Origin of the sequence: Dongia sp. (assembly GCF_041910485.1) — a bacterium.
Lineage (GTDB): Bacteria > Pseudomonadota > Alphaproteobacteria > Dongiales > Dongiaceae > Dongia.
The window spans coordinates 135341-159466 of record NZ_JAYRQR010000031.1 but is presented as its reverse complement, the minus strand read 5'-3'; the positions used below and the strand labels follow the sequence as shown (position 1 = coordinate 159466).

Here is a 24126-nt window from a genome sequence, read left to right as displayed (position 1 = left end):
GGAGATTTTACATGCGCTATGCCTTGCTGTGGCTCCTCGGCGTGCCCATTCCGGTCCTCATTGTCATCTGGTTCATGTTCCACTGATGGAACCATCGCAGCGACCTTCGTGTTGCTGATGAACGACCGATCGCAGCCTTGCGGAGGATTGACCCATGCACGAGACCGCTTTCGAAACGGCGATGCAGGACGTCGCCAAAGCCTATCGCAATCCGGCCAATCTGCTGGCCGACGAAGAACTGAGCCGCGCGCAGAAGCTCAAATTGCTGCAGCAATGGGATTACGATCTGGGCCTGTTGCTGGTGGCGGCGGAAGAAAACATGAGCGGGCCGGGTGCGTCGCTGACGGCCGAGCGTCTGCGCTCGGTGCGCGAGGCCATCAAATGCCTGGGCGTCGAACCGGATCCCGAGGATCCGCACGCGGCTGCTCCGAGCGGCAAGGTCGCCGGCGTCGCCATTCCCGATGCGGCTGTCCCCGATGCGGCTGTCAGGGAACCAAGTACCAAGCTTCGGCATTGATCCACCGACTTCCCTCGTTTGCGTTGCCAACCTTCACATCTCGACCCCGCCACCCCAAGGGCGGGGTCTTTTTTTGCGCTCAGGTCCAGTTGAGGGCTCAGGTCCAGTTGAGGATGACCTTGCCGGATTGGCCGGAGAGCATCGTCTCGAAGCCGGTCACGTAATCGCCGAGCGCGAATTGGTGGGTAAGGATCGGGTTGAGGTTGAGGCCCGATTGCAGCATCGCCACCATCTTGTACCAGGTCTCGAACATCTCGCGGCCATAGATGCCCTTGATCTCCAGCCCCTTGAAGATGACGTTGTTCCAGTCGATCGCCGTGTTGCCGGGCGGAATGCCGAGCAGCGCCACCTTGCCGCCGTGATTCATGACATCGAGCATCGTGTTGAAGGCCGAGGGCACGCCGGACATTTCAAGCCCCACGTCGAAGCCCTCGACCATGCCGAGCTCCTTCATGACGTCGGCCAGTTTCTCGCGCCCGACATTGACGGCGCGCGTCGCCCCCATCTTGTGGGCAAGGTCCAGGCGGTAATCGTTGACGTCGGTGATCACCACATGGCGTGCACCCACATGCTTGGCGATCGCCACCGCCATGATGCCGATGGGCCCGGCGCCGGTGATGAGCACGTCCTCGCCCACCAGGTTGAACGACAGGGCCGTATGCGTGGCGTTGCCGTAAGGGTCGAAGATCGCGGCGAGATCGTCGCTGATATTGTCCGGGATCTTGAAGGCATTGACGGCGGGAAGCGCCAGCAGCTCGGCAAAGGCGCCGGGCCGGTTGACGCCGATGCCGAACGTGTTGCGGCACAGATGCCGCCGCCCGGCGCGGCAATTGCGGCAATAGCCGCAGGTGACGTGGCCCTCGCCGGAGACGCGGTCGCCGATCGAGAAGCCGCGCACCTCCTCGCCCATCGCCACGATCTCGCCCACATATTCGTGGCCGACATGCATGCCGACCGGCACGGTCTTCGCCGCCCATTCATCCCATTTCCAGATGTGGATGTCGGTGCCGCAGATCGCCGTCTTCTTGATGCGGATGAGGACGTCGTTGTGCCCGACCTCGGGCTCCGGCACGCTCATGAGGGTGAGGCCGGGACCGGCCTTTTCCTTGACCAGGGCTTTCATGTCATCGTTCCTTCAAATGGCGCCCAATGCCTTCCCCACCTTGGCAAAGGCGGCAACGGCGCGGTCGATATCGTCACTGGAATGCGCGGCGGACATTTGCGTGCGGATGCGCGCCTGGCCCTTGGGCACCACGGGATAGGAGAAGCCGATCACATAGATGCCCTCGGCAAGGAGCGCGTCCGCCATCGCGGTCGCGAGCTTGGCATCGCCCAACATCACCGGGATGATCGGATGTTCGCCGGGGACGAGGCGGAAGCCCAGTGCGCTCATCTTCTCGCGGAAGCGCCGGCCGTTCTCGGCAAGGCGCGCGCGCAAGGCGGTGCCTTCGGCGCTGTCGATGAGTTTGAGGCAGGCACCGGTCGCGGCGACGATCGCCGGCATCAGCGAATTGGAAAAGAGATAGGGCCGCGAGCGCTGGCGCAGGAGATCGATCGCCGATTTCCGGCCCGCGATATAGCCGCCCGAAGCGCCGCCCAGCGCCTTGCCGAAGGTGCCGGTGAAGAGATCGATCTGCGCTGCGACACCGCGATATTCCGGCGCCCCGCGGCCCTTGGCACCGACGAATCCCACGGCATGGCTGTCGTCGACCATCACCTGCGCGCCGTAGCGCCGGGCCAGATCGGTGATGCCGGCGAGGTCCGCAATGATGCCGTCCATCGAGAAGACGCCGTCGGTGGCGATCAGCTTGAAACGCGCGCCGGCGGCATCGGCGGCCTTGAGCTGGTTTTCGAGATCGGCAAGGTCGTTGTTGGCATAGCGGAAGCGCTTGGCCTTGGAGAGGCGCACGCCGTCGATGATCGAGGCATGGTTGAGCGCATCGGAAATGATCGCATCCTCCTCGCCGAGCAGCGTTTCAAAGAGACCGCCATTGGCGTCGAAGCAGGAGGAATAGAGGATCGCATCCTCGGTGCCGAGGAAATGCGCGATGTCGGCCTCGAGCGCCTTGTGGATGTCCTGGGTGCCGCAGATGAAGCGCACCGAGGCCATGCCGAAGCCGTGATCGTCGAGCGCCCCCTTGGCGGCGGCGATGAGGCGTGGATCGTCGGCGAGGCCCAGATAATTGTTGGCGCAGAAGTTGAGGACATGAGTGCCGTTGGCAAGGCCGATATCGGGGCCCTGCGGTGTGGCGATGACGCGCTCCGCCTTCCAGAAGCCGTCGGCGCGGATCTGGTCGAGGGTGGCGGCGAGATGAGCGTAGAAGTCCTGGGCCATCTGGATGAAGCTCCACTAATGCGGGCTCCATGATCCCGCTTCGCGGCTGGGAAGCAAATGACTTTTGCGAACTGAGCGTATCTGGATTGATCGCCGCGCTATTGTAGGTCTGGCACGAGCCGGTCTAAGAATGCGCCACCATGTATCCCCGCACGACCGATATGGCCTTGATGGCCGAACGCTGCCGACCCCGCACCCTGGACGTTTATCGCTATTGGGATGCCAAGCGTGGGGGCCGCCGGATGCCGGCGCGACGGGATATCGACCCCATTGAGATGAAGCCCTGGCTTTCCAACATGCAGCTGGTCGACGTGCATCACAATCCGCGCCGGCTCATCTACCGGCTGGTGGGTGAGCTCGACGTCAATTTCCGGGGCTACAACCCGACCGGCCGTTCGGTTGAGGAATGCGGCATCGGCCAATCGCTGGCCGACACGCTGACCAATTACGACATCGTCATCACCGAAAAGCGCCCACTCTATGATTGGGCGGATTATGTCAGTGCTTTGGGTTACTTACGCAGCCAGGAGGGGCTGTTGCTGCCCCTCTCGGACGATGGCGAGACGGTCAACATGGTGATGACCTATGCTGAGGTCGATCTGAAGTAGCGCGGCTGGTAGCGCCTCAATTCTCCAGGCTGCGGCCGAGGCTCTTCGCCATCACCAGATAGAGCTTGCCGACATCGGCGGTGATGATGGCGGCATTGAGCACGGCTTCCGGGTCCGCCTTGGCCGATTGCGTCAGCAGATCTTCGAACTTCTTCAAGTAGCGATCGACGATATCGTGGAAGCGTTCGTCGCGGCTGTAACGCTGTTCGATCGCCGGGATGACATAGGTATCCTTGTTGCGGAAAAGGCGCCGCGCGAAGACCGAACGGTCGCCTTCGCGGTAACGCTTCCAGATTTCTTCCGGAATTTCGTTGTCGAGCAGCGAGTGGATATCGAGGGCGAGGCCGTTCAATTCTTCGATCATCACCGAGGCCGCGCGCAGGAAGCTGTCGCGGGTCGAATTGTTCTGCGTCTCGCGCAACTTGTCGATGCGCTCGAGCGCCAGCTGCGAGGTCTTGGCAAGTTCCAGACTTTGGCTCCGGAAGGCTTCGCCAAGTTCGCCGGCCTTGGCCTGCGCGAGATCGAGGGCGCGGCCGAAACCTTCGGCCTGGCGCTCGAAGCTCTGCCCGATGGCGCCGACACGGCCGGCGGCGTTCTCGGCCGCGCGGCTCATCGATTCGATGCGCCGATCGATATCAGTGCCGAGACCAGCCAAATGCTGGTTCATGCGGGCCGCTGCCTGAGCGAGCCCTTCGACCTGGCGATTGAGAATCTCGCTCGCCTGCTGCGCATCGCCGCGGGCACCTTCGGCGGACGCCTTGGCGGCGAGGGCCGCGTCGGAGAATTCCTTGGCCTGGGCGCGCAGCTGGCCGCGCACCTGCTCGGCCATGTCGTGGACTTTCACCGAGAGATCGGTGAGTTCGGCGATCTGTTCGGCGACCGCCGCCTTGACGCCGCTGACCTGCTGCGCCGCCTTCTTGGTGACGACCGAAAGCGCTTCGGCACCGTCGCGGAAGAGCTGGATCGTTTCCTTGGCCTGGCGCGTGCTTTCCGCCGTGGTGCCGCGCAGGAATTCGGCGAGGTTCTGCGCCGAGATGTTGAGGGTCGAGAGCTGCTGCTGGCCTTCCTTGCCGACCGCCGATAATTGTTCGACGCGCTGGCCCATCGTCACATTGAGCTGCTGCTGGCGCACCACCGCCTGGTCGGTGATGGTGGAGAGGATCTCGGCCTGGGAGGCCAGGGATTTGCCCATCTGTTCGAGCTTGTCGCGGGCCATTTCGGAGGCCGCGGACAATTGGCGGGCGTGGCCTTCATAGAGGCTCGCGAGCTCCGCCGTACGTTTGCCGCCTTCCTCGGTCGCCTGCTTCACCAATTCGCTTTGCCGTGCCACATCCTGATGGAGGAGGGCCGCTTTTTCGAGTGCGGTGTTGGCAACGCCGTCGAGAGCGGCAAGGCCGTCGCGCATCTGTTGCTGGAGATTGCCGGCGGTGCCCGATGCCTTCTCGGCCGCTTCGCGCAGCGTTTCCGCCTCGGTCCGGAAGACCGTGCCGATGACGCGGGCCTCGACTTCGACCTTCTGTGTCACGCTGGACAATTCATCGATCTGCGCCTTGAGCGCGTCGCGTATTTCGGTCGTGGCCGCCTGGGTGCGCGCGAGTGCCGCCGTAAGGTCGTCGTTCTGGCGCATGAGCGACTGGCCAAGCTCGATCGCCTGAACGCCGGCCTGTTCGGTCGCGGCTTTCAAGTTGGCAGCGTTCTTCTGGACGATGGCATTGAGCGCGTCGGAAAGATCGCTGGCCTGGCGCTGCATGAGGCGCCCGGCTTCGAGCGCCCGTTCGTTGATCTCGATACCGGCCGAATTGGCGCGCGCGGCCTGGTCAGCCAGCGCATCACGCATGGCGATGGCGACATTGGCTGCCTGTTCGGCGGCCTTGCCCAAGATCACGGATTGATCCTCGGCGCCGGCCTTCAAGCGGTCACCCTGCGCCACGATGTCGGTGAAGCGTTTCTCGATCTCGGCATATTGCTGGGCAAGCCGTTCGCGCACATTGTCGCCGGCCTTTTCACCCGCCCCGGACAGCATCGCGCCGTGTTCGCTGGTGATCGCTTCGAAGCGACGGGTGCTGTCGGCCATCATGGCCGCGAGCGCTTCTGCCTGGACCCGGGCGGCGGCCCCCAGACCTTCGGTCTGCTGGACGGCGGACGCCGTCGCCGCGGCGATCTCCTGTGCTTGCAGGCGCAAGGCACTGGCGAAATGTTCGGCCGCATGTTTCGAGGCGGCGATGAGTTCATCGCGCTGGGCATGGGTGATGCCTTCAAGGGCCGCCGACCGGCTGGCGACCGCCTCGGCCGCCGCCACGAATTCGTCGGCCTGGCGCCGCAGGATATCGCGGAAGCCTTCCGCCGCCGCCGCTGCTGCTTCAACGAGGTGATCGCGCTGCGACAGGATGGTGCCGTCGAGGGCCGTGGTGCGGGTGATGAGGGTCGCGGTGAGACCTTCCATGCCGGAAATCTGGCGTTCGATCTCGCCCTTCAGCCGCGCCACGGCACCGTCACCGGCGCCCTGGATCGCATCAGCGAGTATAAGGCTTTCGCTCTTCACGGTTTCGCCGAGGCCAGCCACCTTGAGGCCGAGCGACGCGGCGATGCGGTCGATCTCGCTTTCCTGAGCCGTGAAGGCTTCGCGTAATTTGGCGAGCGTGGCGTCGGTGCTGTTGCTCAAATTGACGCCAAGAGCCGCACTCTCATCGCCGATCCGCGTCGAGAGATCGGCGACGCGCTGCGCCAGGTCACGACCCATTTCCTCGAGACGGCCGGCATGAGCGTCGAGTTCGCTGCGGATCTGGTGACTGGCAGCCGTGCCGGCATCGGCGAGGCGTTGACGTTGGCTGTCAATGGCGACGTCGAGTGCGGCCGCCTTCTCCTGAATTTCCGCGACACGGGCGGCAATGCCGGCCTCGGTATCCTTGAGGCGCGCCGCAATCAAATCGGCATGTTCGCCCAGCGCATTCTGCTGGCGCAATGTTTCGCTGCGCAGATCGCCCACCGCCTTTTCAGCCGATTCGCGCATGCTGGTGCCGAGCGCGCCGCTTTCCGCACTGACCGTCTCGCGCAGGCCCGCCACCCGGGCCGCGAGATCCGCCGCCATCTGTTGGAGACCGGCGGCATGAGCATCAAGCTCGCCACGAATCTGGTTGCTGGCAGCCGTACCGGCATCGGCAAGGCGCTGGCGCTGGTCGGCGATGACGGTATCGAGGGTCGATGCGCGTTCGAGCACCTGGTTCACATGGGCTGTAAGTGCGGTTTCGTGGCCGCGCAGGCGCTCGGCGATCCGTTCCACATTTTCGCCCATCGACGCCTGCTGGCGCTCGGTCTCGGCCTTCAAATCGGCCAATGCCTTGTCGCTCGCCGCCTGCAGATTGCGGGCAAGCGCCGCGCTTTCCGCATCGACCGCCTGGCTCAAAAGACCAACGGTGCCGGCCAGTTCCGCCGCCATCCGATTGAGACCTGCGGCATGCGTATCGAGTTCCGAGCGCAGGCGACCGGCGGCGTCACCGCTTGCCGCGAGCAGCTTGTCGCGCTGGCTTTGCACCAGTTCGTCGAGCGATTTTGTTTCGGCGACCATCGCCGCGATGCTGGCACTGACGGCCGTTTCATTTTCGCGCAGGCGCTGTGCCAGCCGTTCGGCAGCACGATCGGCCGCCTGCTCAAGCAGATGCCCTTGCGCTTCGACCGTCTGGCCGAGGCGACGACCGGCAGCTTCCTGCGCGTCGTTTAGAACGGCGAGGCGTTCTTCCTGCCGTTTCAGCAGCTGGCCGAAGCGGTCGGCATGCATTTCGGCAGCACCTTCGAGGGCCGTCGACGCGCCTTCGATGGCCTTGGTGAGATCGGCATGGCGGATCTGCTGTGCCTCGGAAAGGGTTTCGAGCTTTGCCGATTCGCTGTCGATATGCTGTTTCAGGCGCTGGGCGGCCGTGTCGGCCGCAAGCGTCAGGCGCGCCGCCTGGGCATCGACCTTGGCCACCAGGGCGTCGGTTTCGCTGCTGGTGCCGGCGGCCACGGTCTCGATCGACTTCAGCATCTCGGCAAAGCGCTGGCCGATCTGTTCGCCGACGCGGCCGGTCGATTCCTGGAAGTCGCCCGCCTCGGTGCGGAGTGCTGTCTTCACCGCCTGGTTCTGTTCGCTGATCTTGTCCATGAGGGCACGGATCATGGCGGCCGTGTCGCCCGACATGCGGTCGAGCGATTGGCGGAACTGTTCGGCGGCGGAAAGGGCCGCATGGGTCAGACGTTCAGCCTGGGTGCGGGCCGTTTCTTCGAGCACGCTGTTGTCGTTCTTGGCGCGGCTGACGCTGTCGTTGATGATTTCGCCGATGCGCGCCAGCGAGTTGGTGAAATCCTCGGCCAATGTCTTGGCCGCGGCGACGGAGAGATCGCCTTCCTCGCGCATCTGGCGCTGGATCTCGGCGGTCTTGCGCATGACCTCGCCCACGGTGGCGGTGGCTGTCGCCGAGACCAGTTCGTGATGGCGGCGGAGCGTGTTGGCAAAGCGCTCGGCACTCGCTTCCGCCTGGTCGTGCATGTCCTTACTTTGCCGCTCGATGGCGGCAAGCACAGCATTGATGCGAGTTTCGGTCGCTTCGGTCGCTGCTTCGATGCTGGCCTGTTCGTGCTGGGCGCGGGATTCGAGCGCCGAGCCGGCGGCGGCGAAAGATTTGTCGAGTGCCGCCAGGTGCCCCGACATGTTGCGGTCGAGCTCGCGGTAGCGGGCGGCAGCTTTTTCCTCGGCCTCTTTGAGGGTCGAGATTTCCTGCGCGATCTCGCCCCGCATCAAAGCGAAGGCATCGGTCGTCCGTTCGGAGAGGCGCGCCGCCTGCGCACTGAGCGCCGCCTGCAATTCCTCACCCGCATCGATCGCCTGGGCCTTGGCAGCGTTGATGCCCTGGAGCTGCAGGGCAAGAGCCTGCGCCACGTCATTGGCATGGCGGCCGGCTTGGGCGGTGATTTCGACCACCACTTGGCGCAGCGCGTTTTCCGCCTCGGCCGTGTTGCGCCGGCCGGTGTCGATCGCCTCGGCCGTGCCGCGATTGAGATTGTCGAGCTGCTGGTTGAATTCGCGCGCCGCGCGACCAACGATGTCGGTGATGGTCGCCAGTTGCTGATCGCCCGCTTCGGCAAGGGCGCGGCCTTCGCGCCGTGCCGCTTCGCCGGCCTCGTCGAGGCGCCGGCCGATGGCGGTGAGTTCGTTCTTGAGGCCAAGGGTCGCCTTTTCGGCGCTGTCGGCAAGGATTTCCGCCTGACGTTCGACCGCATCGCGCACCGAGGCGCCGTGATCGAGCACGCGGTCGAGGATGGCGGTGATTTCCTGGCGCTTTTCCTCAAAGGCGGCGACGACGCGATCGGCGGAATCGGCCGCGATCGATTCGAGCGCCGCGGTTTCCTGGTCCCCAGCGCGCTTCAGTGCCGCCTTCTGATCGGAGAGGACCGCCTGCATGTCGGCCAGCAATTGCCGCTGGCGGGAAAGCTGGGCCTCGACGGATTCGGTTTCCTGCCGCGCGGCCTTGGCGGCATTGTCGAGATCGCCGCGCTGGTGCTGGAAGCGGTGTTCGATCTGGGCCAAGGCCGCCGCCGCATCCTCAGTCGCCGCCTTGAGTTCGATCGTCTGGCGGCGGATCGCATCGGCCACCGTGGCGACGCGCTGCTCGGCCTGCGGGTTGGGATAGGTCAGCATGTTGAGATGCTGGGCGAGGAGCGCCGTCTGCCGCTCGAGATCGCGGCCGCGCATGACATAGCCGATGACGACCCAGACGAAGACGGCGGGCGATACCAGGGCGATGATGATCTGGGCGAGTTCCGCCGGCATCAGATCCTGGAGGTTTTCCAGACCGACCGCATCGGCCACGTGCCAGCCATAGGCGGCAAACCAGCAGAGCGTCAGCAGCGTGCCCAGAATGACGGCGCGCTGATGATGCTTCGTGCCCGGATCATTGCCCGCCGCCGCCTTCAAGAGGCCGCGCGCGGTGCCCGATTCCTGATCCCCTTTGCCCATGACCTCAATAGCCCCTGCACTCGAAACCCGCCACCAGCCGGCCGGGGACCCGGCCCCACGCTGTATCTAGGCGCGTGGGTTCGCTCCAGCCCCAACCGGTAGTTCAGGCAGAAAATGAAAGGAGGAGTCTAAGCCATTGGCGGAAAAGGTGCAATTGGCCCGGGCGTGACAAGACCGTTAGATCACCGTCGGGACGAAAGAAGGGCCCCGGCACATGGCCGGGGCCACAACAAATCCTTGTCCACGGTGGTTAGCGGCGGTCGGATTGCGACGGCGCCCCGGGGCGGTGCTGCTGGTCTTCGTACCAATCGTCGTCGCCATTGTAGCGACCGCGATTCCAATTGGGCCCATTGTCGTCATAACGCGCCTGGCGCCAGTTGAGATAACCGTAATAGCGGTTGACCTCGGCCTGATAGATTTTGCGCGTGACCCGGTCGCCATTGTGGCTCAGGCGGTCATAGCCGTGCTTTTCCGCCCAGCTCCATTCCTTGCGGCTGATATCGCCGTCGCGATCGCGGTCGATATCTTCAAGCGCGTAAGGCGGCTTGACCTTCTTCATCTTGGCTTCGGCCGGCAGTGCCGCGAACAGGCTGCTGGCAACCAGCGCCAAACCCATGACAGCAATGAATTTCCGAACCGACATGACCGTCCCTTTCCAGTTTGGCGCCCGCGTTTGCGGCGCCTGCATGAAATCTCACGGTCTGAAATGGTCCGGCCTGCGCTTGGGCCCAATCACGTTCCGTTGAAGGCCTTCCTCAGGCGGCTTTCCTCAGGCGGCCTTATTGCCGGGCTTGTGGATAAGGCCGATGACTTCGGCCGCCGCTTTCGGGATGTTGGTGCCGGGACCGAAGATCGCCGCCACACCCGCCTCGCGCAGCATGGCGTAATCCTGGGCCGGGATAACACCGCCGCAGATGACGCGGATGTCCTCGGCCCCTTGATCCTTCAGCGCCTTGATGAGCTGCGGCACCAGGGTCTTGTGTCCGGCCGCCTGGGACGAGACGCCGATGACATGGACGTCGTTCTCGATCGCCTGGCGCGCCGCTTCTTCCGGAATCTGGAACAAGGGCCCGACATCGACATCGAAGCCGAGATCGGCAAAGGCGGTGGCGATGATCTTGGCGCCGCGGTCATGGCCGTCCTGCCCCAGCTTCACCACCAGCATGCGCGGGCGGCGGCCTTCGGCGGCGGCGAATTCCTTGACGCGGGCCTGGATGGCGGCGAAGTCGGGATCGTCGCGATAAGCGGCACCGTAGACACCGGCGATGGAGCGGATCTCCGCCTTGTGGCGTGTGAACACATCTTCAAGCGCCGAGGAAACCTCGCCGACGCTGCAGCGGGCGCGCATCGCTTCGACCGAGAGCGCCAGCAGATTGCCGGTGCCGTCCTTGGCCGCTTGGCGCAGCGCATCGAGCGCCGCCTGCGCCTTGGCGCCGTCGCGCTTCGCCTTCATCGCATTCAAGCGCGCGATCTGCTGGTCGCGCACCTTGCTGTTGTCGATGTCGAGCACATCGACCTTCGTCTCCTCACGCGCCTGGTACTTGTTGACGCCGACGATCACATCCTCGCCGCGATCGACGCGGGCCTGGCGCTTGGCGGCGGCTTCCTCGATCTTCAGCTTCGGCATGCCGCTTTCGACCGCCTTGGTCATACCGCCCAGCACCTCGACCTCGGCGATGAGCTTTTCGGCCGCCGTGACGAGGCTCGCCGTCAGGCTTTCGACGTAATAGGAACCGCCCAGCGGATCGACGACGGCGGGAATGCCGCTTTCTTCCTGAATGACCAGCTGCGTGTTGCGCGCAATATGGGCCGAGAAAGGTGTGGGCAGCGCGATCGCTTCATCGAGCGCGTTGGTGTGCAGGGATTGCGTGCCGCCAAGGACCGCCGCCATCGCTTCGATGGTCGTGCGGATGACGTTGTTGTAGGGGTCCTGCTCCTGCAGCGAGACGCCGGAGGTCTGGCAGTGCGTGCGCAGCGCCGAGCTTTGCGGATCCTGCGGATTGAACTGCTTCATCAGCTTCGCCCAGAGATACCGCGCGGCGCGGAGCTTGGCGATCTCCATGAAGAAGTTCATGCCGATGGCGAAGAAGAAGGAAAGGCGCGGCGCGAACTCGTCGACCTTCAAACCCTTCGAGAGGGCCGCGCGCACATATTCAAGACCATCGGCCAACGTGAAGGCCAGCTCCTGCACCGCGTTGGCACCGGCTTCCTGCATGTGATAGCCGCTGATCGAGATGGAGTTGAACTTCGGCATCTTTTGCGCGGTGAATTCGATGATGTCCGCGACGATCCGCATCGATGGGCTGGGGGGATAGATATAGGTGTTGCGGACCATGAACTCCTTGAGGATGTCGTTCTGGATGGTGCCGCTGAGTTTCGCCAACGGCACGCCCTGCTCCTCGCCGGCGACGATGAAGCTTGCGAGCACGGGGAGGACCGCGCCGTTCATGGTCATGCTGACCGACATCTTGTCCAAGGGGATACCGTCGAAGAGGATCTTCATATCCTCGACGGAATCGATGGCGACACCGGCCTTGCCGACATCGCCCATGACGCGGGGATGGTCGCTGTCATAGCCACGGTGGGTGGCAAGGTCGAAGGCGACCGAGAGGCCCATCTGCCCACGCTTCAGATTCTCGCGGTAGAAGGCGTTGGAATCCTCGGCGGTCGAGAAGCCCGCATATTGGCGGATGGTCCAGGGGCGGTTGGCGTACATGGTGGCGCGGGGGCCACGGGTATAAGGCGCGAAGCCCGGCAGCGTGCCGACGCTTTCAAGGCCTTCAAGATCGGCCTCGGTATAGATGGGCTTTAGTGAAATGCCTTCCGGCGTCTCGCGATTGAGGGTCGCGGGGTCGGCGCCTTTCAGTTCCTGGGCAGCCAGTTTCTGCCAGTCAGCCAGCGCCTTCTTCGGAAAATCCGCCACGATGCTTCCTCCAACCGTTTTGCTGCGAACCTTTTGCAGTGCAGCATTTTCCCGAAACTAGCAGAGGGAAAGCAGCCAAGTCCAGACAGGTGCTGCGGGAAATCTCAGCGCGGCGTCAGGTGCAGAATTTGGTCCTCGCCATTGTCGGTGGCGAGATAGAGGCTGCCGTCCGCCCCTTCGGCGATGTCCCGCAGGCGGCCGAAATCATCGTCGATCAGAATCTGGTGGCCGGTGATGCGGTCGCCGTCGAGATCGAGGCGGTAGAGCCGGCCGGTCTTCAGGGCGACGAAGAGGATGTCGCCGCGCCAGTCCGGAAAGGCATCACCCTGGTAGAAGATGAGATCCGAGATGGCGATCGTGTTCGCATGGTCGAATTCCGCCTTGGCCGGCTGGTAATCGGCAAGGCCGGGGCAGGGATCGGTGCCGCGGCAGAGCGGCCAGCCGTAATTGCCGCCCTTCACAATCCGGTTCACCTCGTCCTGTGTGTCGGGACCATGCTCGGTCGACCAGAGCGCGCCGTCGCCGGGGCGAAAGGCGAGGCCCTGGGGATTGCGGTGGCCGAAACTCCAGACCGGTGAATTCGGGAACGGGTTGTCGGCGGGAATGCTGCCATCGCGGTTGAGGCGAAAGATCTTGCCGCCGAGATAGGCCACATCCTGCGCGCCGCCAGCAGCGGTCGCATCGCCGAGGCTGGCGTAGAGGAAGCCGTCGGGCGAGACACGCACGCGGCAGCCATTGTGCCATTTGGCACCAGGGAGATCGTCGAGCAGCACCTGCTCGTCACGAAGGCTGAAATCCTGCAGCGTGAAAGCGGAGAGGCGATTGCCGGCCGACAAAGTCCAGCCGGTCGAATAACAGAGATAGAGCCGGCCATTCCCCGCAAAGTCGGGATCGAGCGCCAAGCCCAAGGCACCGGCTTCACTTTCGGCGCGGACCTTGGGCATGCCGGCGACAGCGCGTTTCTGGCCGGTCCTGGCATCGATGATCTGCAGGCGCCCCGGCCGTTCGCTGACCAGCAGATGGCCGTCGGGCATGACGGCCATCGACCAGGGATGCTCCAGCCCATCCGTCAGCGTCGCGACTTTGATAGGTGCGGATTGCGCCGCGGCTGTTCCGATACCGGCAAGCAATAGAACGAGAGCCGTGAACATGACGCGCATATGGCCCATCCATTGCGATTTCTGTGAGTGGGCTTGATGTGGGGAGCCGGTGGCCGGCGTCAAGATGGCGTCAGAGATCCATCAGTGCGTCGATTTGCGTCTGGTCGATCACGTGATTGTCGCCGTGGATGACGGCCGAGGCCTGGCCGATGAGGTCCTGCAGATTTTGCGAGGCGCGGGCGGCGACATGGCGGGCCTGGTCCTCATTCCCTTCGGCGAGCACCAGATCGAGCCGCTTGATCGAAATGTCGATGAGCCGGTTCATCTCGCGCACCAGCCGGTCGAAGGGTTCCTTGTATTGCGGCGGGGAGAAGGGATAGGCCTCGATCGCCAGTTCCTTGTCGGCGATACCCGAGTTCTTGAAATGCTCGGTATATTCGAGCGGTTGCCAGGCCTTGCAATCGTCGAGGCATTCCGGCGCATCCGGAACGATCTCGAGCAGCATGATCACTTCGTTGATGTGGTTGAGATAGTCGGTCGCCAGCAGCGAGACGTCATTGACGTTCGACCCGGCAGCGCGGGCGCAAAGCTCCTGATAACGCTGGGCGTCGGCCGCGGCAGGCTGCTGGCTCTGGGTCGCTGTCATGACGTTTCATTGCGGTCGAAAGGCCCGCAAAGTCAAGCAGATAGCACCGAAAGCAATCTGGTTATGGTTAAAAATTAATCAATGCACACGCCGTCAAGGCGTCACGCGGTAGAAGGTGAGTTCGTCGGCAAAGCCCTTGAGTGCCGCTTTCTCGGCACGCGGCACGAAGCCGGCAAGAGCCACGGCGACACCCGGATCGGCCAGCATTTCCGCCGAGACGACGATGTCGCCGCCCTGGCTTTGTCCCTGGAGACGCGCCGCCATGTTGACGGTCGAACCGAAATAATCGAGCCGGTCGTTGAGCGTCACGGCGATGCTGGGTCCCTGATGCACGCCGAGCTTGATGACGAGGTCGCGGCCGCCTGAACCGCCACCTGCGATGCGGCGCTGGATTTCGAGCGCCGCCTGCATGGCGTCGGCGGGACGCGCGAAAGCCGCCATCACCGCGTCGCCGATCGTCTTCACCACCGCCCCGTCATGCTGACGGATGATGTCGGCCATGAAGGCGAAATGATCGCGCACCAGATGATAGGCGGCAGCATCGCCGATCTGCTGATAGAGTGCCGTCGAGGCTTTGAGATCGGAGAAAAGCAAGGCAACACGGCCCACCGAGACTTCATCGCCCGGCCGCAGCACATCGTCGGAAAAGAGATCGCGAAAGGTCTGCAGGGCGGTGATGCGATCGGCGGTCAGACAATCGGCAACCCAGTGCCGGCTTTCGATGATGGCGACACGGGGCCGCGTCGACAAATTGGCAAAGCGCAGCTTGCTCGGCGGTTGGATCTCGCCGGGTTCGATCGTCTCGGCGCCGATCACTAGGGCCGGAAAACCACCGTCCTCGAAGACGATATCGCTGGCCGGTCCCGGCTCCAGCGACCGCAGGCGATAGGGACCCGGCGGCAACGTTCCCGCAAGGTCGCGCACCTCGCCGGGTTCAAGGTGGATCTGCGCCTTCACATGCGGCACCGACATCGGCCCCCACATGCAATAGAGGCCCGATTCAAGCGGTCTTATGGCCGGCGACGGGCGGAAGCTGGCCTCGACATTGCGCGAGAAATCGCGATCATAGTCGATATTGCAGGATGAGCAATGGGCACCCGTCGGCAAGCGGTCGAGCCCGCCGGCCCACGCCTTGGCAACGCGGCAGCGCGGGCAGAGGAGATCCCATCTGAGCTCGAGCAGCCCCGTCTTCACCGCCTGCAGGCAGAGCTCGATCGCATGCCGTTCCGGGACGCCCCAGTCCCGCGCCAGAGCCAGCGGCCGCACATGCCACAAATCGACTTCCTGCGCGGTCAGGATGCGATCGGCGAGGCGTTGCGCCAACCCGTGGCCATTGGGTGTCGCTTCGATCTCAGCCACCAGGCGCGCGACCTTGGCCACGGTTTCCGCATCGGGAACGGGCGAGGCATAGGTGAAGATGGCCGGTGTTTCGCCGGCGGCAAAACGGTCCGCTTCCATGACCAGACGCTCGAACGTCTCACCCGATGCCTTGAAGAAGCGCGTCGCCAGCATCAAGCGGCCGAACATGTTGCGCGGCGCGGCCTTCAGTGTGTAAGTCCCGATCGATCCACGGCCGTTTGGATCGGGCGCCAGCGTCAAATGCGCATCGATGCTGGAAAAAGGGCCGCTGGAAAAGTCGCGGATATGTTCGAAGAATTGCTCGGTCACCCAATTGACCGGCCGGTCCCGCCAACGCAGTTCGAAAGGTCCGATCTTCGCGTCGCCAAAATAGGCAACGCTGCCGTCGGTCTGCGGGATTTCGGTGATCCGGTGACGCGGCAGGCCGGCTGCTTCATTGAAACGCGCGGTGTCGGCCAGCAACGGCCAGATCGCTGATGGCGGGCTTTTGAAATGCCAGGTCCAGGATCTGCGTTCAGCGTCGCTCATATCGCCTCATCCGCCTTTTCGCCCCGACCCCGCTCTTCAATACGGGACATCATCGGCGGCGGATCGGTCGGCGTCAAACAGCCGCTGCAAAAAGGGCCTTGAAATGATCCTCGGCGATGATGCCGGTCGGCACCTCGCCACCGCTTTTCAGGCGATCACACTCGACACCTGTGAAGTTCGTCTCGGCAAAACGGCAGCCTTTCAGCGTCACGGGGAAGTCACGCGTCATACCGTTGGGCAGATGCGCGGTCTGCATCTTGAGATCGGCGCCGCTGAAATTCGTGCGCCGCAAAGTCGTTTCGCTGAGATTGGCGCCACGCAGATCGGCCCGTGACATGTCGGCACCGCTGAGATCCGCGTGACTGAAATCTGTGAGATCGAGAATGGCCTTCACGAATTTGGTCGCGCGCAGCCGCGCGTGAACGAAAAGGGCGGCCGAAAGATTGCGACCGGTGAAATCGACACCGGACAGATCCATGCCGGAAAAGTCGGCGCGCGTGCCGATGGCGCCGTTGCTTTCCACCCATTGCTCGTGCGCCAGCACCAGATCGCCGATCCTGAGCGCCGCTTCGACCGAATCGTCGACGGCGATCGCTTCCGAGAGGTCGAGGTTCTTGTAGGTCGCCTTCTCGATCTCGACGCCGAAAATGTTGGCATCCTTCAAGATCGCGCCATCGAGCTTGGCACCTTCGACAGCGGCGCGATTGAGATGGGCGCCGCTTAAATTGCAGCCCTGCAGATTGGCCCCCCGGAGATCGGCGTCCTTGAGGGACGATCCGGTAAAATCGGCCTGGCTGAGATCGGCGTTGCGCAGGATGGCTCCGGAAAGATCCGCCTTGCGGACGACGGCAGCGTGAAGCTTGGCGCCTTCGAGGTTGGCGCGGGTCATGCCGGTGCGTTCCTGCGCCGTGGTCACCGCCGCGCGTTCGGCAGGGCGCGTTTGGCCGCCGACATTGACCATGAGCGACCCATCGCGGAAATCGGCCCCGGTCAGCATGGCCTCGCTGAAGTCGGTTCCCTGGAGGTGGGCGCCGCGAAAGTCGGACCCACGGCAATCGGCCCGGAACAGCACGGAACCGGCCAAGTTGGCGGCGAAGAAATCAACTTCGTCGAGCTTGGCTTCGGTCAGATCGGAATTGAGAATCTGGACGCCGGTCAGCTTCGCACGCGTCAAAACGACGCCCGGCAGGCCGAAATTTTCCAGAACAACAAGAGAAAGGTCGCCGCGCTTGCCACCGCGTTCCTGGCGCAGCCATCGCCGATGTGCGACCAAGGTCGCACGCAGCAAATCGATATCCATGGTCGGTCTCGTCGCTTCCCCCAACGTAACGCGACTCAGTTGACCACAAGCTAAGTATAAAATCCACGCTCGACACTTGTTGTCGGGCGCGGATCAAATAATTGCCGCGCAAACTATTAAGGGATTTGATTTCCCCTTGGGGCCGGCATGTATTCAGCGACCTTTCTTGGCGGCTTTGTTTCCTAGATTGGATTCGGCCGCCAGTCGCGCCGCCGCTTCGCGCGCCGCCGCAGCCTTGTCAGGTGCAACGGTCGGAAAGGCAAGATCGAGACCTTCCAGCGCATCGATCGCTATGCGTGCCACGGTGAGGCGTGCGAAGGGTTTGTCGTCAGCGGGTACGACAAACCAGGGTGCTGCCTTGCTGGCCGTCGCCTGGATGGCTTCTTCATAGGCGCCCATGAATTCCGGCCAGCGCTGGCGGTCCCTGAGATCGTCCGGCGAAAACTTCCACATCTTGTCGGGATCTTCGACCCGGGCGAGCAGGCGCTTCTTCTGCTCCTCGCGCGAGATGTTGAGCATGATCTTGCGGACGACGATGCCGTTATGGGCGAGATAGTTTTCGTACTGCGCGATATCGGCCAGCCGCTCGCCCCAGATTTTCTTGCCCATCAGGCTTTGCGGCAGGCGTTGATTGTCGAGGAATTGCGGATAGACGCGCACCGCCACCACTTCCTCGTAATAGGAGCGGTTGAAGATGCCGATGCGGCCACGCCGCGGCATCACGGCGGCGCATCGCCACAGGAAATCGTGCTCAACCTCGACACCGGCCGGTGCCTTGAACGAAGAAACGTCGACGCCCTGCGGATCGACACCAGACATCACGTTCTTGATGGCGCCGTCCTTGCCCGACGCATCCATGCCCTGAAGGATCAGGAGCAACGCCCAGCGACCCTCGGCATGCAGGCGTTCCTGCAGGCTGGAAAGGCGCTTGCTGCATTCCTCGAGCAGCTTGCCGTTCTTGTCCTTGTCGCCATCGCTGTTGCCGGGAGCAGTGGCGTAATCCTTGAGACGAAAGCCCTTGCCGCTGTCGACGCGGTAAGGCGCGATCAGTTCCGACAGGGATTTCCTGCCGTTTTTCTTGTCAGTTGCTTTCATGGCAGCACCACGACATTGCCGATGACGGCGCCGCGTTCGACAGCCTCATGCGCCGTGGCGATGTCGGCCAGCGGATAGCTCGCCGCGACCGTGTGTTTGAGGCTGTTGTTGCGCAGCATGCCGTCAAGCGCCGCAATAGCGCGGACACGCAGCGCCGGCGGCTGATTGTAGACGATGAAGAAGCGGTAGCCGATATTGGCCAGGATCGACGGGCCGAAGGGAACCGTCGCCTCGGGCTTGCTGGATCCATAGATGGCGACGAGGCCGTAATCGGCCATGACTTGCGGCAACCAGGCCATGTTGCCGGAAAAATCCACCTCGATCGCGCGCGCAACACCCTTGCCCCCCGTCACCGAGCGGATGCGCTGGACGATATCTTCCTTCTTGCGGTCGATGACGATCTCGGCGCCCGCTTGGCGGGCATGCGCGGCCTTCGCGGCGCTGGAAACCGTGGTGATGACACGCGCCCCTTTGAGCGCCGCCATCTGCACCGCGTAATGACCGACCGCGCCGGCGCCGCCATTGACCAGCACCCAATCGCCTGCAGCAACGCCACCATCTGTTTCGACACCTTGCCACGCTGTGAGCGCCGGAATGCCGAAGCAGGCGCCTGCCGCGAAATCGATATTGTCGGGCAGCGGGACCGCTTGTTCGGCGGGAAGCGTCACAAACTGCGCCGCCGTGCCGAAGGCGCGATTCCAGCGCGCGTTCCAGACCCAGACCCGCTGACCGATGCGCGCAGGGGGAACGCCGGCCCCCACTTGATCGATGACACCGGCCCCGTCGCTGTGCGGGATGGTGCGCGGATATTGATTGGCGGCGCTGCCGGTGCCTGCACGCATCTTCACGTCCGACGGGTTGACGCCGGAGGCCGCGATCTTCACGCGGACCTCGCCAGCCAGCGGCAGCGGATCCGGCATGTCGCCGACCTGCAGCACCTCACGGGCGGGGCCCAACTTTTCATAGAATGCGGCGCGCATTCGATCTTGCTCCAAGGTGTCTGATCACTGAAATATCTCCGTCACCAAACCTAGCCGAGCCCGCCCACCAGTGATAGTCTCCGCCGCCGATTCGGAGACCAAATGCGCTCGCTGCACCACTTCCCGCTTCAGCCGCAATCGCGCCGCGTGCGCATCCAGTTGCGCGAGAAGAAGCTTGAATTCGATTCCCAGGCGGAAAAGCCCTGGGAACGGCGCGAGGGCCTGTTGGCGCTCAACCCGGCCGGTGAGACACCGGTCCTGGTCGAGGACAATCGCCTGGTCGTCGCCGGCGCCTATGCGATCGGCGAGTATCTCGAGGAAGCCTATCAGGACACGCCGCTGCTGGGGCGGACACCGGGCTACCGGGCCGAGGTCCGGCGCCTGGTCGCCTGGTTCGACCAGAAGTTCGAGCGCGAGGTGACGCAGAACCTGCTGTTCGAGAAAATGGTCAAACGCCTGCTTGGCCAGGGCGGGCCGGATTCAGCGGCGATTCGCGCCGGCAAGGCCAATATCCGCATCCATCTGGACTATATTTCGTGGCTGGCGGACCGGCGCAACTGGCTGGCCGGGGAGGATTTCAGCCTGGCGGACATCGCCGCGGCGGCACAGATTTCGGCCATCGATTATATGGGCGACGTCGCCTGGGAACATCACCGGGAAGCCGCCGAATGGTATGCGCGGGTCAAATCCCGCCCCAGTTTCCGCCAGATCCTGGCCGATACCTGGCCGGGGACCCAGCCGCCGGCCCATTACGCAGATCTCGATTTCTAGGCTGCGGGCGGCCCGTTCAGGCTGCCTGATCGGCGCTGGTCAGATGGCCGTAAAGTGACAGCATGCTGTCATTCATGCTGACCCGGTCGGCCCGCTGGCGCACATTGTCGATCACCTGCGGGGTCCGTGCCTCGCGCTCGTCGAGGGGCAAGGACAGGGCGTCGCGGATGGCCCAGCCGAGAGCCATCGCATCGCCCGGGGGCGTCAGCCAGGCCATCGATGAACCGTCCAGCACCTCGCGCGCATTGGGGAAGTCGCTGGCGACGACGGGTCGGCCCAGGGCCTGGGCCTCGATGATGACGCGGTTGTAGGTCGCCGGTTCCAGATAGGGGGCGACGATGAGGTCGGCCAGCATCAGGGCAGCCGACATATCCTTCACCTCCTCGGCGATGAGGACGCGGTCCTGCAGCTGGTGCTGCACGATTTCCTTCTGCAGCTGGGCGCGATAGGCGCCGCCGTCATTTTCCGAGCCCACCAGGATGCAGCGCAGATCGAGATCGCGGATGAGCGCCAGCGATTCGAGCAGCAGTGACTGGCCCTTGCCGCGTTCGAACGACGCGGGCGCCATGATGACCGGCAGATCGTCCGGCACGCGCCATTGATTGGCGAGTTGCACCACGCGCGGTGCCGTGACCTGCGCCGGGTCGAAGCGCGTCAGGTCGATGCCGAAGGGGACGACGCTCAAACGGTGGCCAAGGCTTGGGATCGCCTTGGCGATTTCCAGCGCCGTCGCGTTGCAATGGGTGATGACCATGTCCGATTCGGCGAAGGCCGCGAGGCTGCGCTTCGAGAGCGCAGCGACACTGGCCGGACCGTCGTGGAAGGTGGTGACGAGGCGGCAGCCGGCCTTTTTCGCCGCCGCATGGCCGATCACGGCAAGGCTCGCATTCTGCGCATGGATGATGTCGATCTTGTTCTCGACCGCAAAGCGCGCGACGCGGCGGGCCACGTTGAAATTGGTGACCGGGTTGCGGCTGGCAAGCTTCATCTCCACCGCCTTGACGCCGTAGCGCGGCAATTCATGCGTCGAGACGAGGGCGGATTCAAACGCGATATAGGCGTCGCCACCAGCAGCACTCACCGCACCTGCGATCTCCAGCGCCAAGCGCGCGGCACCGCCCGCGTCGAAATGCGAGACGAGCTGCAACACAGCAGGTGCCTTTCGATCCGGGGCGGGGCTGGTATAAACAGGTGGCGCGGAAACGGTGTCGATCGACATCTCTTATCCGGGGAGAGCTTCGCTGATGCAGTCCATAAAGAACCCACAGGTCGCCGGGACTCTTGACTTCCCGCAACCATTATCAGGCAGCGCTGCCGGATTGCAAGCACCTGTGCCGCACCCTGGACCGGCACGGCACCACGATTGCGTGAACGGGGCCAGGGCGTCGGAGGCGTCGCGCCTGCCACTGCCGGGCGGCGGATATCTGGCCTATTACCGCCGCAATCTGGCGGCCAACGATGTTTCCAGCGATGGTTCGAACCAGCGCAACGTCCAGCCGGGCATTGTCTTTTTGGGCGGCTTTGCATCGGACATGACCGGTACCAAAGCGATGGCACTCGATGCCTATTGCGCTGCAACGGGTCGCGCCTATGTGCGTTTCGATTATACCGGTCACGGGAAGTCGAGCGGCAGATTTTCCGACGGCACGATCGGGGCTTGGCGCGACGATGCGCTGAGCGTGCTGGATCAGCTGACGGAAGGGCCGCAGATTCTGGTCGGCTCATCGATGGGCGGCTGGCTGATGCTGCTTTGTGCGCTGGCGCGGCCCGACCGCGTCCATGCGTTGGTGGGCTTGGCACCAGCGCCCGATTTTACTGAAGAACTGATGTGGCAGACGATGGATGCCGGCATGCAGGCGCAGCTGATGCGCGACGGTCGCATCGAGGAGCCGAGTGCCTATAGCGACGAGCCTTACGTCATCACGCGGGCACTGATCGAGGACGGGCGTCGGCATCTGCTGTTGGGTGCCCCCATCGCCATCGACCGGCCGGTGCGCCTCATTCACGGCCAGGCCGATCCGGACGTGCCGTTCAGCGTTTCCCTGCGGCTCGCCGATCGCCTGATAAGCCCGGATGTCGTTGTCCATCTGGTCAAGGATGGCGATCATCGATTGTCGCGGCCGCAGGATATCGAACGCCTGATGATGGCAATTGAGGAAGTCTCTTGAGCTGGCCGCTCAGAACCCGGCATCGAAAAGCGATTTGAGACCGATGCGATAGTCGGGAAAGGCCAGCGTCACACCCAGTTCGCGCTTCATGCGCGCGTTGCTGACCCGCTTGTTGTCGTCGTAAAAGCTGCGCGCCATCGGTGAGAGGTCGGCCGTCTCGTAAGGAACGACAGGTGGCGGCGCGACACCAAGCAGCGCGCAGGCATAGGTGACGACATCGGCCGGCGGTGCCGGGTCGTCGTCGCAGACATTGTAGGCGGCTCCCGCATTGGGCCGGGCCATCGAGGCGATGATTGTCGCGGCGATATCGGCGACATGGATGCGGCTGAAGACCTGGCCCGCCTTGACCACGCGGCGGGCGCGGCCTTCGCGGACGGAATCGAGGGCCGAGGAACCGGGACCATAGATTCCTGCCAGACGGAAGAGATGCGCCGGCTGTGGCAAAGCGAGCCAGGCCTCTTCGGCCTTCAACCGCCGCAAGCCGCGCTCGCCGCTGGGCCGCAGGGGGCTCGCTTCATCGACCCAGGCACCGCCGCAATCGCCATAGACGCCCGTTGTCGACAAATAGCCGATCCAGGCGAAACGGGTGGCAGCGGCGGCGATTTCGGCCCCGTGCAGGTCGATGACGGGGTCGCCCGCCGCATCCGGGGGGACCGAGGCGAGGAGATCGGTCACGTCGGCAAGGTAGCGGCCAAGATCGGCCAGCGGCCGGCCGCGGTCAAAGAGATGCGCCTCGATGCCTCGCGCCCGCAGTTCCGCCTGCTTTTCGGCCGACCGGCAGGTGCCCGAAACCCGCCAACCGGCCGCCAGCAACCTGTCAGCGACATGCAGGGCCGAATAACCGAGGCCGAAACAGAAGAGATGCCCCGGAGCGAGCACGCGGCGGCGCGGTGTCACGGGACTTTGATCACTCGCGGCGGGGGTATCGGCTGGTGTCGGCGTCATGAGGCTTGCAAAATGCCCTTCGGGAATCCATCAATCCGGTCCTAAAGCGCGGCCACGGAAACATCAACCATGCGATTGACGCATCTTTTTGCGCGACTTCTGCCCATTGCGGTGTTGGCAACCGGTGCCGCCACCGGTGCCGCCACAGGTGCCTGGGCGCAGGAAAAGCTGACCACGGCCGAGAACGAACAGCAATATTCCGCCTGCATGGCGCTGGTCGACCAGAACCCGGCCGATGCGCTGGAAAGCGCCGTCGCCTGGGAGAAGCAGGGCGGCGCCGAAGCGGCCCAGCATTGCGAGGCGCTCGCCTATATCGGCCTGAAGCAGTACGAGGATGCGGGCGTGCTGCTGGAACGCATTGCCGAGACCATGCCGCAAGTGAAGGCGCCCATCGCCTCGGAAGTGTTCGGCCAAGCCGCCTATGCCTGGATGCTGGCCGGCAAGACGCAGCGGGCGCTCCATGATCTGAACCAGGGCCTGACCTTGAGCCCCAAGAATGTCGAGCTCCTCATCGACCGCGCGCGTCTCTATGGCGAAAGCGGCATGTATTTCGAGGCGCTCGACGATCTCAATGTGGCTGCCGACCTGTCACCCAACCGGCCCGATATCTACGCCTATCGGGCGTCAGCCTATATCTCGCTCTCGCAGCTGGATATCGCGGGCGACAATCTCGACCAGGCGCTGACCATCGCGCCCGATTTTCCGCAAGCGCTGCTGGAGCGCGGCCGCCTTCACGCCCTCAATGGCGAAAAGGATGCCGCGCGCCAGGATTTCTTGCGCGTGCTGCAGGTGGCACCGAAAACGGATGTCGCCGCAGCCGCCCAGCAACAGCTGGAAAAGCTGGACCTCAAGGCCGAGTAAG

At 63.9% G+C, this 24126-nt stretch carries 18 protein-coding genes; 5 read left to right on the top strand and 13 right to left on the bottom strand.

Features of this window, described 5'->3' with window-relative positions:
• The first annotated feature begins 154 nt into the window (after positions 1-154).
• Positions 155-517, top strand: a complete 363-nt coding sequence (locus ACE3PP_RS09695; protein WP_374381162.1) for a hypothetical protein — start codon at positions 155-157, stop codon at positions 515-517.
• Positions 518-614: 97 nt separating this feature from the next.
• On the opposite strand, the gene tdh is transcribed toward ACE3PP_RS09695, so the two are convergent.
• Positions 615-1640, bottom strand: a complete 1026-nt coding sequence (gene tdh / locus ACE3PP_RS09690; protein ID WP_374381159.1) for an L-threonine 3-dehydrogenase — start codon at positions 1638-1640, stop codon at positions 615-617.
• 12 nt (positions 1641-1652) lie between these two features.
• Positions 1653-2852, bottom strand: coding sequence for a glycine C-acetyltransferase (locus ACE3PP_RS09685; protein WP_374381157.1), 1200 nt, complete (start codon positions 2850-2852; stop codon positions 1653-1655).
• Between the two features lie 140 nt (positions 2853-2992).
• Here ACE3PP_RS09685 and ACE3PP_RS09680 point away from each other — a divergent pair, with 140 nt between their 5' ends.
• The gene (locus tag ACE3PP_RS09680) at positions 2993-3460 is read left to right on the top strand and encodes a PAS domain-containing protein (protein WP_374381154.1); all 468 of its coding nucleotides are present in this window, start codon (positions 2993-2995) and stop codon (positions 3458-3460) included.
• Positions 3461-3476: 16 nt separating this feature from the next.
• Here the strand turns inward: ACE3PP_RS09680 and ACE3PP_RS09675 are convergent, their stop codons facing one another.
• The 9 genes from ACE3PP_RS09675 to ACE3PP_RS09635 all read right to left on the bottom strand — a co-directional run bounded on the left by ACE3PP_RS09675 (position 3477) and on the right by ACE3PP_RS09635 (position 19380).
• The gene (locus tag ACE3PP_RS09675; RefSeq protein WP_374381151.1) at positions 3477-9449 is read right to left on the bottom strand and encodes a hypothetical protein; all 5973 of its coding nucleotides are present in this window, start codon (positions 9447-9449) and stop codon (positions 3477-3479) included.
• 250 nt (positions 9450-9699) lie between these two features.
• Positions 9700-10092 (bottom strand): hypothetical protein, encoded by a 393-nt coding sequence (locus ACE3PP_RS09670; protein WP_374381148.1) that lies wholly within the window; start codon positions 10090-10092, stop codon positions 9700-9702.
• Between the two features lie 126 nt (positions 10093-10218).
• Positions 10219-12372, bottom strand: coding sequence for a methylmalonyl-CoA mutase (gene scpA, locus ACE3PP_RS09665; protein WP_374381145.1), 2154 nt, complete (start codon positions 12370-12372; stop codon positions 10219-10221).
• Between the two features lie 104 nt (positions 12373-12476).
• A complete protein-coding gene (locus tag ACE3PP_RS09660; protein ID WP_374381142.1) occupies positions 12477-13532 on the bottom strand; it encodes a sorbosone dehydrogenase family protein in 1056 nt (351 codons plus the stop codon).
• A 70-nt stretch (positions 13533-13602) separates the two neighbouring features.
• Complete coding sequence (locus tag ACE3PP_RS09655) at positions 13603-14118, bottom strand: hypothetical protein (RefSeq protein ID WP_374381139.1); 516 nt, start codon at positions 14116-14118, stop codon at positions 13603-13605.
• A gap of 93 nt (positions 14119-14211) precedes the next feature.
• Positions 14212-16005, bottom strand: coding sequence for an adenylate/guanylate cyclase domain-containing protein (locus ACE3PP_RS09650; RefSeq protein WP_374381136.1), 1794 nt, complete (start codon positions 16003-16005; stop codon positions 14212-14214).
• A gap of 73 nt (positions 16006-16078) precedes the next feature.
• Positions 16079-17305: a pentapeptide repeat-containing protein gene (locus tag ACE3PP_RS09645; RefSeq protein WP_374381133.1), complete on the bottom strand. Its 1227-nt coding sequence runs from the start codon at positions 17303-17305 to the stop codon at positions 16079-16081.
• A gap of 153 nt (positions 17306-17458) precedes the next feature.
• Positions 17459-18400: a PPK2 family polyphosphate kinase gene (locus tag ACE3PP_RS09640; RefSeq protein WP_374381130.1), complete on the bottom strand. Its 942-nt coding sequence runs from the start codon at positions 18398-18400 to the stop codon at positions 17459-17461.
• Complete coding sequence (locus tag ACE3PP_RS09635; protein WP_374381127.1) at positions 18397-19380, bottom strand: NADPH:quinone reductase; 984 nt, start codon at positions 19378-19380, stop codon at positions 18397-18399. Before ACE3PP_RS09635 ends, ACE3PP_RS09640 begins: the two co-directional genes overlap by 4 nt.
• A gap of 102 nt (positions 19381-19482) precedes the next feature.
• On the opposite strand from ACE3PP_RS09635, the gene ACE3PP_RS09630 reads away from it, so the two are divergent.
• Positions 19483-20151 carry a glutathione S-transferase family protein gene (locus tag ACE3PP_RS09630; RefSeq protein ID WP_374381124.1) on the top strand — a complete coding sequence of 223 codons (669 nt, stop codon included), beginning with the start codon at positions 19483-19485 and terminating at the stop codon, positions 20149-20151.
• A gap of 16 nt (positions 20152-20167) precedes the next feature.
• Here ACE3PP_RS09630 and ACE3PP_RS09625 read toward each other — a convergent pair whose 3' ends face one another.
• A complete protein-coding gene (locus ACE3PP_RS09625) occupies positions 20168-21370 on the bottom strand; it encodes a glycosyltransferase (RefSeq protein ID WP_374381122.1) in 1203 nt (400 codons plus the stop codon).
• A gap of 148 nt (positions 21371-21518) precedes the next feature.
• Between ACE3PP_RS09625 and ACE3PP_RS09620 the strand changes: the two genes are divergently transcribed.
• Positions 21519-22319, top strand: a complete 801-nt coding sequence (locus ACE3PP_RS09620) for an alpha/beta hydrolase (protein WP_374381119.1) — start codon at positions 21519-21521, stop codon at positions 22317-22319.
• Between the two features lie 9 nt (positions 22320-22328).
• Here ACE3PP_RS09620 and ACE3PP_RS09615 read toward each other — a convergent pair whose 3' ends face one another.
• Positions 22329-23264, bottom strand: coding sequence for an SDR family oxidoreductase (locus ACE3PP_RS09615; protein ID WP_374381118.1), 936 nt, complete (start codon positions 23262-23264; stop codon positions 22329-22331).
• Between the two features lie 69 nt (positions 23265-23333).
• On the opposite strand from ACE3PP_RS09615, the gene ACE3PP_RS09610 reads away from it, so the two are divergent.
• The gene (locus ACE3PP_RS09610) at positions 23334-24125 is read left to right on the top strand and encodes a hypothetical protein (protein WP_374381116.1); all 792 of its coding nucleotides are present in this window, start codon (positions 23334-23336) and stop codon (positions 24123-24125) included.
• The last annotated feature ends 1 nt before the right edge of the window (position 24126 follow it).